This window comes from Terrabacter sp. 2TAF16, assembly GCF_052115065.1.
Classification (GTDB): domain Bacteria; phylum Actinomycetota; class Actinomycetes; order Actinomycetales; family Dermatophilaceae; genus Terrabacter.
The window spans coordinates 361,204-374,230 of record NZ_JBFRFZ010000006.1 but is presented as its reverse complement, the minus strand read 5'-3'; the positions used below and the strand labels follow the sequence as shown (position 1 = coordinate 374,230).

The 13,027-nt window shown below is 70.2% G+C and carries 10 protein-coding genes; 3 read left to right on the top strand and 7 right to left on the bottom strand.

Translation table 11 applies throughout. The annotated features are described in order from the left end of the window. Window positions 1-51 precede the first annotated feature (51 nt). From AB4Z14_RS10515 to AB4Z14_RS10485, 7 genes are all read right to left on the bottom strand, one after another. Window positions 52-1,191 (bottom strand): ABC transporter ATP-binding protein, encoded by a 1,140-nt coding sequence (locus AB4Z14_RS10515; protein ID WP_442275149.1) that lies wholly within the window; start codon window positions 1,189-1,191, stop codon window positions 52-54. Beyond that, window positions 1,188-2,201, bottom strand: coding sequence for an ABC transporter permease (locus tag AB4Z14_RS10510; RefSeq protein WP_442275148.1), 1,014 nt, complete (start codon window positions 2,199-2,201; stop codon window positions 1,188-1,190). Before AB4Z14_RS10510 ends, AB4Z14_RS10515 begins: the two co-directional genes overlap by 4 nt. A 116-nt stretch (window positions 2,202-2,317) precedes the next feature. Beyond that, the gene (locus AB4Z14_RS10505) at window positions 2,318-4,099 is read right to left on the bottom strand and encodes an ABC transporter substrate-binding protein (RefSeq protein ID WP_442275147.1); all 1,782 of its coding nucleotides are present in this window, start codon (window positions 4,097-4,099) and stop codon (window positions 2,318-2,320) included. A gap of 45 nt (window positions 4,100-4,144) precedes the next feature. Beyond that, a complete protein-coding gene (locus AB4Z14_RS10500) occupies window positions 4,145-5,137 on the bottom strand; it encodes an ABC transporter permease (RefSeq protein ID WP_442275146.1) in 993 nt (330 codons plus the stop codon). 433 nt (window positions 5,138-5,570) lie between these two features. After that, a complete protein-coding gene (locus AB4Z14_RS10495) occupies window positions 5,571-6,584 on the bottom strand; it encodes a hemolysin family protein (protein ID WP_442275145.1) in 1,014 nt (337 codons plus the stop codon). Then, entirely contained in the window at window positions 6,581-8,179 is a 1,599-nt protein-coding gene (locus AB4Z14_RS10490; protein ID WP_442275144.1) for a hemolysin family protein, read from the bottom strand. Before AB4Z14_RS10490 ends, AB4Z14_RS10495 begins: the two co-directional genes overlap by 4 nt. Before the next feature lie 223 nt (window positions 8,180-8,402). Continuing rightward, a complete protein-coding gene (locus AB4Z14_RS10485) occupies window positions 8,403-8,711 on the bottom strand; it encodes a 4a-hydroxytetrahydrobiopterin dehydratase (protein WP_442275143.1) in 309 nt (102 codons plus the stop codon). Window positions 8,712-8,783: 72 nt separating this feature from the next. On the opposite strand from AB4Z14_RS10485, the gene AB4Z14_RS10480 reads away from it, so the two are divergent. The 3 genes from AB4Z14_RS10480 (at window position 8,784) to AB4Z14_RS10470 (ending at window position 13,006) form a co-directional block, all read left to right on the top strand. Further along, on the top strand, window positions 8,784-9,260 hold the full coding sequence (locus AB4Z14_RS10480) for a (deoxy)nucleoside triphosphate pyrophosphohydrolase (protein WP_442275142.1): 477 nt from the start codon (window positions 8,784-8,786) through the stop codon (window positions 9,258-9,260). 67 nt (window positions 9,261-9,327) lie between these two features. Continuing rightward, window positions 9,328-11,226 (top strand): translational GTPase TypA, encoded by a 1,899-nt coding sequence (typA, locus tag AB4Z14_RS10475; protein ID WP_442275141.1) that lies wholly within the window; start codon window positions 9,328-9,330, stop codon window positions 11,224-11,226. A gap of 7 nt (window positions 11,227-11,233) precedes the next feature. Continuing rightward, window positions 11,234-13,006 carry an ABC transporter substrate-binding protein gene (locus tag AB4Z14_RS10470; protein WP_442275140.1) on the top strand — a complete coding sequence of 591 codons (1,773 nt, stop codon included), beginning with the start codon at window positions 11,234-11,236 and terminating at the stop codon, window positions 13,004-13,006. The last annotated feature ends 21 nt before the right edge of the window (window positions 13,007-13,027 follow it).

Below are 13,027 nucleotides of genomic sequence, written 5' to 3'. Positions count from 1 at the left end.
TGAGGTCGCGGGCTGCGCGGCCGGACGCGGTGTGGACGGACGGCGCGGGCATCACAGCGTCGGCCTGATGTCGTTCTCCCAGATCGCGGTCCGCTCCTCGCGAGTGAGGTGGCACGCGGAGTAGTGGCCCGGGTGCGTCTCGGCGAAGGGCGGCCGCTCGGACTGGCTCAGCCCGTTCGTGCGGTCGGCGTAGGCGCACCGCGGGTGGAACGGGCAGCCCGACGGCACGTTGATGAGGCTGGGCGGGGCGCCCTTGATGGGGCGCAGGCGCTCGGTGCGCACGCGGTCGAGGCGGGGCATCGAGCTGAGCAGCCCCCACGTGTAGGGGTGCTGGGGCCGGGTGAAGACCTCGTCGGCCGTGGCGTACTCGACCGAGCGGCCGGCATACATCACCATGATGTCGTCGGAGAGCTCGGCGACGACCCCGAGGTCGTGGGTGATGAGGATGACGGCCGAGTTGAACTCCGACTGGAGGTCGCGGATGAGGTCGAGGATCTGGGCCTGCACCGTGACGTCGAGCGCCGTCGTCGGCTCGTCGGCGATGAGCAGGTCCGGGTCGCACGACAGGGCCATCGCGATCATGGCGCGCTGGCGCATCCCGCCCGAGAACTGGTGGGGGTAGTCGTCGACCCGGCTCGAGGGCTGGGGGATGCCCACGCGTCCGAGCATGTCGATCGCGTGCTTCTTCGCGACGGACGTGCTGACCTTGTTGTGGATCCGGTAGGCCTCGATGATCTGGTGGCCCACCGTGTAGAAGGGGTGCATCGCCGAGAGCGGGTCCTGGAAGATCATCGCCATGCGCTTGCCGCGCAGCTCGCGCACGCGCTCGGCCTTGGCGCCGATCAGCTCGGTGTCGTCGAGCTTGATCGAACCCGTCATCCGGACCGTGCCGGGCTTGTGCAGGCCCATGATCGACATGCTCGTGACGCTCTTGCCCGAGCCGGACTCACCGACGATGCCCAGGGTCTTGCCGCGGGCCACGTCGAAGGAGAGGCCGTCGACGGACTTCACGACGCCGTCGTCGGTGGGGAAGTGGACGCGGAGGTCACGCACCGACAGGAACGCGTCGGCGGCCGGGGCCCCCAGGCCCCCGATGCCGTCGAGGGTGTTCGCCGACGTGGCCCCGCCCTTGTCGCTGCGGCGCGTGCGGTCGTCCGCGCGGCTCGTGGTCTCGTTGGTGGACTGGCTCATGAGGTGCGCACCCTGGGGTCGAGGACGGCGTAGAGGAGGTCGACGATGAGGCTCGCGAAGATGACGAACACGGCGCCGAAGAGCGTCACGCCGAGCACCTTCGGCAGGTCGTTGTTCGTGATCGCCTGAACAGCGTAGTAGCCGATGCCCTGGAGCGAGAACGTCGTCTCCGTCAGCACGGCGCCACCGAGCAGGAGGCCGAGGTCGAGACCGAAGATCGTGAGGATGGGCGTCAGCGCCGAGCGCAGCCCGTGCCTGACGACGACGTCGTGCTCCTTGAGGCCCTTGGCGCGGGCCGTGCGGATGTAGTCCTCGTTCATCGTCTCGAGCATGCCGGCGCGGGTCAGGCGGGCGTACGACGCCGCGTAGAGGAACGCGAGCGTGATCCAGGGCAGCAGCATGCGATGGACGAGGTCGAGCGGACCGGTGGCGTCCATGGGACTGGCGCCTCCGGCATACGTCCATTTGAGGCCGTAGCTGAAGATCGTCAGCGAGAGCAGGCCGGTGAAGAAGATCGGGAGGGACACGCCGGCGAGGGCGACGCCCATGAAGCCGCGGTCGAGGACGCTCCCGCGCTTGAGCGCGGAGATGACGCCGGTGCCGACGCCGCCGACGAGCCACAGGAACGCGGCGCCCGCCGCGAGGATCCCGGTGACGGGGAGGCGGTCGAGGATGTCGGGCAGCACGGGGTTCTGCGTGATGTAGGAGTAGCCGAGGCACGGGGCCGGGCAGTGGTCGATGCCGGCACCGGTGTCGTAGTCGGATCCCGTGAGGACGCCCTTGACGAACCGGCCGTACTGCACCCAGATCGGGTCGGTGAAGCCCAGCTTGATCGCCTGTGCGTGGATCTGGGCCTCGCCGGCGCTCTTGCCGACGTAGCGGGAGGCGAGGTCGTCCGCCGTCGCGCCGCCGATGCGAGGTACGAGGAAGAAGATGACGAAGACGACCGCGCTCACGATGAAGAGCAGCAGGACGGCGGCGAAGAGCCGGCGGATCAGGTACGTCAGCACGATGTGGTGGCCGGACGCGACGACGAGCAGCTCGATGCTGCTCGTCGCCGCGTCACGCCTTCACCTACTTTCGATGAAAAGGTTCGAACCGGAGGACCCGAGGACGGGTCCGTGGGTCACGGGTTGGCGACGCCCGTCGAGGCGTAGTCGTAGTAGGAGTAGCCGTCGTTGACGAACACGTTGGCGATCGTGTCCGGGCGGAAGAGCAGCGACTTGGGCCAGACGCCGGGGATGACCTCGGCGTTCTCCATGACGACCTTGTCGATCTGGCCCCAGATGGCCTCACGCTTGGTCGTGTCGGCCTCGTTGAGCGCCTGGTCCATGAGCTTGTCGACCTCGGGCAGCTTGATGCCGAGGTTGGTGTTGCCCGCGGGGCGGATGACGCGGCTGTCGACGATCTGCTGCAGGAACCCGAAGCCGTCAGGCCAGTCAGCACCCCAGCTCATCACCATGAGGCCGAGCTTGTTGGCCTTGGCGAAGTCCGGCTTGCCGGCGTAGAGCTTGAAGTAGTCACCGGCCGGGTACGGCTTGAGCGTCAGCTTGACGCCGATCTTGGCGAGCGACTGCTGCATGGACTCGGCGGCGGCCTTCTCCTTCGGGCGCTCCGGGCGGTAGGAGATGTTGGTCTCGAAACCGTTGGGCTGACCGCACTTGACGAGTGCGGCCTTGGCCGAGTCGACGTCTCCGGTCGGCTTGGACTTGGAGTTGTAGAGGTCCATCTCCTGGAAGCCGGGGATGATCGGGGGCAGCAGACCGGTGGCGATGGTGCCGCCGATGTCGCCGCCGTAGGCGCGCTGGTAGCCCGTCTTGTCGGCCGCGAAGATGACGGCCTTGCGGCAGTCGATGTTGTCGAACGGAGCGACGTCGCCGTTGATCTGCGCGTAGTTCGCGCGCGCGGTCGTCGGGTTGTCGGTGCGGGCCTTGAGGGCCGGGTCGGCGAGGATCTTGCCCTGCGCCGCAGCCTGCACGCCGGTGCCGGCCAGGTCGATGTCGAGGTCACCGGCCATGAGGCGGTTGTCGAGGTCGGCGGCGTTGACGCCGATCTCGACGGTGATCTTGTCCGGCAGCGCCTTGCGGCCCGTGTCCGGGTCCGTGGCGGGGTCGTACTGGTCGTTGCGGACGAGCTCGATGCGCTTGCCCGTCTGGTAGACCGAGAACTTGTACGGCCCGCTCGAGATGACGTGCTCCTTGTACTTCGAGCCGGTGTCCTTGGCCTGAGGCACGGGGGAGGTGTTGGACAGCTGGGCGAAGTAGTCGAAGCCGGCGAAGGGCTTGCTGAGGTGGAAGACGATCGTCTTGTCGTCGGGCGTCTCGATGGCCTTGAGGCTGTCGAGGTTCTTGTCCTTGTAGACCGAGTAGCCCTCAGGGACGTTGGCGAGGAAGTCGTTGAAGTACGTCGGGCCGTTGGGGAACGTTCCCTTGTCGAGCGAGCGGGCGACGCCGTACTTGATGTCCTTGCTCGTGATCGGCGTGCCGTCCTCGTACTTCAGGCCGTCACGAAGGGTGTAGGTCCACGTCTTGTTGCCGTCGCTGGCCTTGCCGAGCGAGGTGGCGAGGTCGGGCACGAGCTGCGCACCCTCCTTGCCCGGCGCCGACTTGAACGACACGAGCTGACGGGCGTAGTTGCGCAGGAAGTCCCACGACAGGCCGTAGTACGTGTCACCCGGGTCGACGGAGTCCCAGTCGCTCGAGATGCCGAAACGCAGCGTTCCGCCCTTCTTGTCGGACGGGTTGAAGACCGCGCTCAGGGCGGCGTTCGCGGTAGGGGTCGTGCCACCTCCGCCGCCGCCGGCCGTGCCGCTGGGCGTCGTGCCCGGCGTCGTGCTGCCCGCGCACGCGGACAGACCCAAGGCGAGGGCGGCCGCGGTCGCGGCCACCATCACGCGTGTGTTTCTCATGAGTGGATGCGCTCCTTCGTGTTGCGGGATGCGGCCCGCGGTGGGTTACCGAGACCGCGGATCGAGGGCGTCACGCAGGCCGTCCCCGAAGAGGTTGAAGGCCAGCACCGTCACGAAGATGGCGAGGCCGGGCCAGAGCATGAACCAGGGGTCGATCTGGTACCACTGGGCGGCGTCGGAGAGCATGCCGCCCCACGTGGCGGTGGGCGGCTGGACGCCGACACCGAGGAACGAGAGGCCGGCCTCGAAGAGGATGTTGCTCGGGATGAGCAGCGTCGCGTAGACGAGGATCGGCGCCAGGAGGTTGGGCAGCAGCTCCTTGAAGAGGATGTAGGGCGTGCGCGCCCCGAGGCTGCGTGCAGCGTCGACGAACTCACGCTCACGCAGCGACAGCGTCTGCCCGCGCACGATGCGGCCGATGTAGGGCCAGTTGAAGAAGCCGATGATGAAGACGATGACGGAGATGCGCAGCGCGTCGCCCTTGAGCCCGAACGCCTCGTCGGGCACGACGCCGGCAAGGGCCAGCGCGAAGACGAGCAGTGGGAAGGCGAGGAAGACGTCCATCGTGCGGCTGATCAGGGTGTCGATGGTGCCGCCGAAGAAGCCGGCGACGACCCCGAGGACCGTGCCGATGACCACCGAGAGCAGGGTCGCGAGGAAGGCGATGAGCAGGGAGACCTGCGAGCCGTAGATGACGCGGCTGAAGATGTCGCGGCCGTTGACCGGCTCGAGACCGTAGAGGAAGTCCCAGGACATGCCGCCGTAGGGGCCGATCGGGATCTGGGTGTTGGGATCGATGAGCTCCTGGTGGAACTCGTTCGGCGGGTGGCCGAGCAGGCCGACGACGAGCGGCGCGGCAATCGCGACGACGATGAGGTAGAGGACGAAGAAGCCGCCGGCGAGGGCGACCTTGTCGCGCTTGAGCCGCGACCAGGCGATCTGACCCAGCGACCTGCCCTCGATGCGCTTCTCGCCCTGCAGGACCGACTCGGGCTCAGCCGAGGTCGCGCCGGGCTCGAGGTCAAGGGGAGTGCTCATGGATGCCGTCACCTCCGGGTCGTGATCGGTGCCGGAGACCGGGTCGGCCCTCCAACATGCTGGGTAGCAGCCGCAACCTACCGCCCCCACGACCGCGCGCTTCATCATTCAGCGGCTTTACACGGTCAGCAACCGACTTGGCCGAATCGTGACTCGGAGGAGATCTTCCGGCGACCTGGCCCGCACGACCGGAAGATCGCCCGCGCCCGCCGCCCTGCGTCGTGAGCCCGTCGTGAGCCCGTCGTGATTTCCCCCGTGGGACAGGCCGGCCGCCCGCGAGCGGACCCCGGACGCCCGCGACGGCCACGAGGCCCCTCCGAGCGAACTCGGAGGGGGCCTGGAGGAGGCTCGGAGGGGACTCCCAGCAGGAGCCCAGCGCCACCCGTGACGCACGCGGCCGTACGCGTACGGCCCGGTCCGGACGGACGCGCGCCTACGCGTCCGTCTCGTCGTCGAACTGACCGAGGACGCGCTCGAGGAGGTCCTCCATGGTCACGAGGCCGGCCGGGCCGGACGGGCCGTCGACGAGGACGAGCTGGACGTGCTGCGCTCGCATCGCCGACACGGTGTCGAGCAGCGAGAGCGCGGCGTCGACGTGGACCGCCGGCGACGTGACGGTGGTGACGGGCGCGCCGGGAACCGCGCGGACGATGTCGCGCACGTGGGCGACGCCCACCGGCGTGTCGCCCTCTCGGACGACCAACCTCGAGCGGCCGGTGCCGCGCGACACGGCCTCGGCCTCGGCGCACGTCGCGGTCGTGTCGACCCCGACAGCCCGCTCGATGGGGACGAGGACCTCGCGGACCGGTGTCGTGTCGAGGTCGATGGCACCGGCGAGGACGCGGTGCTCGGGCTCGGCGAGCATGCCGTGGTCCTTCGAGCTCGCGATGAGCAGCTGCAGCTCCTTGGGGCCGTGGACCTGGCCGAGCTCGTCCTGCGGCGTCACGCCGACGAGGCGCAGGCAGCCGTTGGCCATGGCGTTGAGCAGGCTGAGCGCCGGGCGCATCACGCGGGCGAAGCCGCGGAACGGCAACGCCAGCAGCACCGCTGACCGCTCGGGGTGGGCGATCGCCCACGACTTGGGGGCCATCTCACCGACGACCATGTGTAGGAACACGACGATGCCGACGGCCAGCACGACGGAGACGACGTATGCCGCCGCCTCCGGGACGCGCGCGAAGGTGAACACGGGGGTGAGCAGCTCCGCCACGGCCGGCTTGGCCAGCGAGCCGAGCCCCAGGGTGCACAGCGTGATGCCGAGCTGGGCGCCGGCGAGCATGAGCGAGAGCTCACGGCTGCCGCGCACGGCGGCCCGCGCCGCGACGCTGCCACGCTCGGCGAGGTCCTCGAGCCGGTGGCGCTTGCTGGCCACGAGCGCGAACTCCGCCGCGACGAAGAAGGCGTTGAGCACGAGGAGCAGGAGGGACACGAGCAGGGCGGTCGTCATCGGCCGGACTCCGTCCGTGAGCCGGCCGTGCGGTCGGTCGCATCGCCGCCGGCGGCGTCCGACCCGTCGGGGTCGGAGCCGGGGTCGATGTCGAGGGCCTCGAGGTCGGACATGAGGTCGAGCACCTCGACGCGCACCACCGACGGCACGTGTCGCTCGACGGCCTCGACGGTGAGCCGAACGGAGACCGGCAGGTGCCGGTGCTCGCGGTCGTGCTCGCGGTCGGGCTCACCCGGGTCGCCCGAGCGCCCCGGGGCCTCGTGGTCGCCGGCCGGCTCTGCGTTCTCGTCGGCGTCACCGGCGCGGACGTCGGCACCGTCACCCTCGGAGCCGTGGTGACCGTCGGACACGACCTCGCGGCGCGCCTCGACGTGGACCTCGTCGCCGACGACTGCCGTGCGGCCCAGGTCCTCGAGGATGCGCCCGCTGATGGTCGAGTACTCGTCGCTGCTCGCGAGGCGCAGCTCGGTCGCGGTGTCGAGCTCGTCGAGGCGCAGGTGGCCCGGGACGAGCCACGTGTCGGCGCCCGTCTCGACGACGCCCGGCTCCGGGGTGTCGTCTTCGTCGAGGATCTCGCCGACGACCTCCTCGGCGATGTCCTCGAAGGTGACGATGCCGGCGAAGCCACCGTGCTCGTCGACGACGACGGCCAGCTGCCGGTGGTCGGCCCGGATCTGCTCGAGGACGCGGGGCAGCGGAGCGCTCGTCGGGACGACGGTCGGGTCGGAGACGACGGAGCCGACCGTCGTCGTGCGGCGCCGGTCGGGCTCGACGGCCAGCACCTCGGCGATGCCGGCGACCCCGACGATGTCGTCACCGTCGCGGCCGGTCACCGGGAAGCGTGACCAACCGGTGTCGAGCAGGTCGACGAGGGCCGAGACCGGGGCGTCGGCGTGGATCGTCGTGACGCGCACGCGCGGCGTCATGACGTCTCCCGCGTCGAGCTCGCGGAAGCGCAGGCCGCCCTCGAGCACGTCGGACAGGTCGTCGTCGAGCAGGCCGCCCGCGTGCGACTCGTCGATGATGCGGGTGAGGTCCGCGGCCGTCGCGCCCTGCTCGAGCTCCTCGACCGGCTCGATGCCGACCCTGCGCAGCAGGGCCGTCGACGAACGATCGAAGAGCCGCACGATCGGGCCGGCCACCGTGAGGTAGGCGAGCGTCGACCGGCTCAGGGAGCGGGCCAGGGGCACGGTCCGCGCGATGGCGAGGTTCTTGGGCGCGAGCTCGCCGAAGACCATCTGCACGACGGTCGAGAAGACGAGGACGGCGGTGACCGAGAGGCTGAGCCGGGCGGCATACGACATCGAGGGGTCGAGCAGCTCGGCGATGCCGGCGCCGACGAGCGGCTCGGAGACGTAGCCGACGAGCAGGGCGGTCACGGTGATGCCGAACTGGGCGGCCGACAAGGTGAACGACAGCTGCGACGTGACGCGCAGGGCGCGTTCGGCGGGGGCGTCACCCTCGGCCGCGAGCTGCTTGAGGGCGTTGCGGTCGACGGCGACGTAGGCGAACTCCTGGGCCACGAAGTAGCCGGTCGCCGCCGTCAGGGCGAGGATCAGTGCGATGCCCAGGCAGATGCCGAGGGCGGTGCTCATGCGTTCACCACCCGGGTGAGCGAGCGGTGCGTCTGGGGCGGCCGGATCGGGTCCGGCCAGGGACTATGGCCCTCCCGGGACTCGGCACGCGAGTCGGAGCGTGAGTGGGATCGCATGAGGCAATCCTAAGTTACGGGCGCGACCCGCCCACCCGGCGACGTCCAGACCGGACCCGGGCGATCCTCAGGCGACTCCCAGAGGTCCTCGGCCGAGCCGGCACGGCTCAGCCCGTCGCGGCGGCGCCCCGGCGGATGGCCTCCTGGCTGATCTGGTGCGCGAGCTCGACGTCGAGCTGGGTCAGGCCGCCCTCGGAGTGGGTCGACAGCGCGAAGGCGACGGTGCGCCAGCGGATGTCGATGTCGGGATGGTGGTCCATCGTCTCCGCGGCGGACGCGACCTCCTGCACGAGGGCGATGCCGGTCAGGAAGTCCGGCGCCTCGAAAGAAGCCCGGATCGTGTCGTCGTCACGCGTCCAGTCGGGCAGGTCGCCCAGCTGGCGCTCGATCTCCTCGTCGGTGAGCCGTCGTGTCATGTCACCAGTAAACGCCCCACCGTGCTCGCCCGGTCGTCCTGGACCTCGTGCTGTGGCACCATCGGTGGCGCCATGAGCAGCCCAGACCCCGTCCAGCACCCGGTACGCCTCGTCGTCGGGGCCGCCGTCGTCGACGACCTGGAGCGACCGACCCGACTGCTGTCGGCCCGCCGCACGGAGCCGTCGGCGCTCGCCGGCGGCTGGGAGCTGCCCGGCGGCAAGGTCGACGAGGGCGAGTCCCCGCTGTCGGCCCTGCACCGCGAGCTGCTCGAGGAGCTCGGCGTCCGCGTGCGCCTCGGCGCGCACGTGCCCGGTCCGAAGCCGGGCTCCACGTGGCCGCTGGGCGATCGGTACGAGATGCTGGTGTGGTTCGCCGAGGTCGTCGAGGGCACGCCCGAGCCCCTCGAGGACCACGACGAGCTGCGCTGGCTCGACCGGGGCGACCTCCGTGCCGTCGGGTGGCTCCCCGCCGACCTGCCCATCGTCGAGCAGCTCGAGCAGCTGCTGCGCCCGCCTGCGTCCGACCCGGACGCCCGAAGCGCCTCCTGAACCACACGCGAACCACCCACGACGCCGTGGTCCGAACCACCCTCGAAACCCTGAGAGACTGTCCCTCATGCCAATGAAGACCCGCGCGGACATCCGCAACGTCGCCATCGTCGCCCACGTCGACCACGGCAAGACCACCCTCGTCGACAAGATGCTCTGGCAGTCCGGCGCGTTCGGCGAGCACCAGCACGTCGACGAGCGCGCGATGGACTCCGGTGACCTCGAGCGCGAGAAGGGCATCACGATCCTCGCGAAGAACACCGCGGTGCACTACACGGGCAAGGCCGCCCAGGACCGCGGCCTGACCGACGGCGTCACGATCAACATCATCGACACCCCCGGCCACGCCGACTTCGGTGGTGAGGTCGAGCGCGGCCTGTCGATGGTCGACGGTGTCGTCCTGCTCGTCGACGCGTCCGAGGGCCCGCTGCCCCAGACCCGCTTCGTGCTGCGCAAGGCGCTCGCCGCGAAGATGCCGGTCATCCTGTGCATCAACAAGGTCGACCGTCCGGACTCGCGCATCGCCGAGGTCCTCGACGAGGCCTACGAGCTCTTCCTCGACCTCGACGCGACGGAGGAGCAGATCGACTTCCCGATCGTCTACGCCTCGGCCAAGGCCGGCCGCGCGTCGCTCGAGCGCCCCGACAACGGTGGCCTGCCGGAGGGCGAGGACCTCGAGGCCCTCTTCGAGACGATCCTCCAGACGATCCCCGCGCCGACGTACGACGACGAGGCGCCCCTGCAGGCGCACGTCACCAACCTCGACGCCTCCAACTTCCTCGGCCGCCTCGCCCTGCTCCGTGTCTTCAACGGCACGATCAAGAAGGGCCAGCAGGTCATGTGGTGCCGCCACGACGGCTCCCAGCAGCGCGTCAAGATCACCGAGCTGCTCATGACCGAGGCGCTCGAGCGCAAGCCCGCCGAGGAGGCGGGCCCCGGTGACATCATCGCCGTCGCCGGCATCCCCGAGATCACCATCGGCGAGACGCTCGCCGACCCCGAGAACCCCGTCCCGCTGCCCCTCATCACGGTTGACGAGCCGGCGATCTCGATGACCATCGGCACCAACACGAGCCCGATGGTCGGCCAGGTCCGCGGCTCGAAGGTCACGGCCCGCATGGTCAAGGACCGCCTCGACAAGGAGCTCATCGGCAACGTGTCGCTGCGCATCCTCAACACCGAGCGTCCGGACGCCTGGGAGGTCCAGGGCCGTGGTGAGCTCGCGCTCGCCATCCTCGTCGAGCAGATGCGCCGCGAGGGCTACGAGCTGACCGTCGGCAAGCCGCAGGTCGTCACCCGCGAGGTCGACGGGAAGGTCCACGAGCCCGTCGAGCGCCTCACCATCGACACCCCCGAGGAGTTCCTCGGCGCCATCACGCAGATCATGGCCGCCCGCAAGGGCCGCATGGAGCAGATGACCAACCACGGCACCGGCTGGATCCGCATGGAGTTCCTCGTGCCCAGCCGTGGCCTCATCGGCTTCCGCACCGAGTTCCTCACCGAGACGCGCGGCACGGGCATCGCCCACCACGTCTTCGAGGACTACGAGCCGTGGTTCGGCGCCATCACGACCCGTACGAGCGGCTCCCTGGTCTCCGACCGCAAGGGCGTCGTCACCTCCTACGCCATGGTCAACCTCCAGGAGCGCGGCACGCTCTTCGTCGACCCGACGACGGAGGTCTACGAGGGCATGATCGTCGGCGAGAACTCCCGCGCCGACGACATGGACGTCAACATCACCAAGGAGAAGAAGCTCACCAACGTGCGCGCCTCCTCCTCGGACAACTTCGAGAAGATCGTCCCGCCGCGCAAGCTGAGCCTCGAGCAGAGCCTCGAGTTCTGCCGCGAGGACGAGTGCGTCGAGGTCACGCCCGAGTCGGTCCGCATCCGCAAGGTCGTCCTCGACGCCGGCGAGCGCGCCCGAACCGCGTCACGGGCGCGTTCGGCGGCGAAGGCCGAGGGCTGACCGAGCCGTGCGCAACGTGGTGCGCGGGCTGAGGAGGTCGTCGGCCGTCGCGGTCGTCGCTGCCGTCCTGGCAGCGGGCGCCGCGGCGTGCACCGGGTCGAGCGACCCGACGAGCACCCAGGAGGCCTTGGGGGCCGCCCCATCGGCAGCGACGGGGCAGCCCCAGCCCGGCGGGACGCTGCAAGTCCTCGTCTCGGGCACCATCGCGACGTGGGACCCGCAGCTGATGTACGTCGGGCCCGAGGCGTTCTTCGCCCAGCGCACCTTCGCCCGCGGCCTCACGGCATACGGCACGGGTGAGCACCAGCGCGACGTCGAGGCCGACCTCGCCACCGACACCGGCACCCCGAGCGACGGCGCACGCACGTGGTCCTTCACGCTGCGCGAGGGGCTGACCTGGCAGGACGGCTCGCCGATCACGTGCGACGACGTGCGCCACGGCGTCGCGCGCACCTTCGACCGGCGCACGCACGTCGGCGGCACCAACTACGCGAGCTACCTGCTCGCGATGCCGACGAAGGTGACGCCCGAGGGTCTCGAGAAGCCCGTCTACGCCGGGCCGTCCGACAGGGCCCACCAGTCCGACTTCGACCGCGCCGTGTCGTGCAAGGGCCGCACCATCACCTTCCGGCTGCGCGACGCCGAGCCCGACTTCGCGCACATCGTGGCGCTGCCCGAGTTCGCGCCGCGCAAGGTCGCGGCCGACACCACGAGCGACAAGGCGACGTATGCCGTCATGTCGAGCGGGCCCTACCGCCTCAAGGAGCCGTGGGTCATCGGCAAGGGCGGCACCTTCGTGCGCAACGAGCACTGGGACGCCCGCACCGACCCGATCCGGCACGCCTACCCCGACGAGATCCACGTGACGTCCGGGCTGGGGGAGTCGACGGTCATCCAGCGGCTGCTCAACCAGCAGGACGACGACGCGTACGCCGTGTCGTGGGTCCAGGCGAGCCCCACCCTGCGCAACCAGGCCGGCACCGACCTCCAGACGCGGCTCACCTTCCCCTACACGGGCAACGTCGACTACCTCGCCGTCAACATGCGCAGCAAGGTCATGTCCGACCCGGCAGTGCGCAAGGCGCTGTCCCTGTCGACGAACCGCGCGACCTACGTCACCGCGACCGGGGGTGAGGGGGCGGGCACGCCGACGTGGTCGGTCCTGTCTCCGACGGTCGACCCCGAGTCCGTGTCGCCGCCGCCCGGCCTCGGCGTCGAGGGCGACCCCGAGGGAGCCCGGAAGCTGCTCCAGAAGGCCGGCGTCACCCTCCCCGTCCCGCTGCGCGTCGTCTACGCCCGCTCGGTGCTCGGCGACAAGGCGTATGCCGCCCTCGCCGCCGGGTGGGAGCGCGCGGGCTTCAAGGTCGAGCTCACGGGCGTGCCGCCCGAGGAGTACTACGAGACGATCGAGAAGCCGACCTCGGTCGACTCCTACGACGTCTTCCGGGGGGTGTGGACCCCCGACTGGCCGTCCGCCGGAGGGGTGCTGCCGGCGCTCTTCGACCCCCGCATCAACATCGACTCGTCGGGTCCGGGCCAGGACGTCGGCTACTTCAGCAACGACGCCGTCAACGCGCTCATCGACAAGGCCGACGCCACGGCCGACCCCGCTGCCCGGTCCAGGGTGTGGGAGCAGGCCGACCGGTCGATCCGCGACGAGGGCGGCTACATCGCGCTGTCGGCGACGAAGGCCCTCTACCTGCACGGAGCGGGCGTCAAGTCCTACGAGGACCACAGCGTCGGTGGCATCGTCGACCTCGCCACCGTGTCCGTGCGCTGACGCACCGAGCGCCCCGACGCT

Bases quoted from the DNA above. Each gene is read 5' to 3' on its own strand.
- AB4Z14_RS10515 (WP_442275149.1), bottom strand. From the start codon at position 1,191: ATGAGCCAGTCCACCAACGAGACCACGAGCCGCGCGGACGACCGCACG.
- AB4Z14_RS10505 (WP_442275147.1), bottom strand. From the start codon at position 4,099: ATGAGAAACACACGCGTGATGGTGGCCGCGACCGCGGCCGCCCTCGCC.
- AB4Z14_RS10500 (WP_442275146.1), bottom strand. From the start codon at position 5,137: ATGAGCACTCCCCTTGACCTCGAGCCCGGCGCGACCTCGGCTGAGCCC.
- AB4Z14_RS10495 (WP_442275145.1), bottom strand. From the start codon at position 6,584: ATGACGACCGCCCTGCTCGTGTCCCTCCTGCTCCTCGTGCTCAACGCC.
- AB4Z14_RS10490 (WP_442275144.1), bottom strand. From the start codon at position 8,179: ATGAGCACCGCCCTCGGCATCTGCCTGGGCATCGCACTGATCCTCGCC.
- AB4Z14_RS10485 (WP_442275143.1), bottom strand. From the start codon at position 8,711: ATGACACGACGGCTCACCGACGAGGAGATCGAGCGCCAGCTGGGCGAC.
- AB4Z14_RS10480 (WP_442275142.1), top strand. From the start codon at position 8,784: ATGAGCAGCCCAGACCCCGTCCAGCACCCGGTACGCCTCGTCGTCGGG.
- typA (WP_442275141.1), top strand. From the start codon at position 9,328: ATGCCAATGAAGACCCGCGCGGACATCCGCAACGTCGCCATCGTCGCC.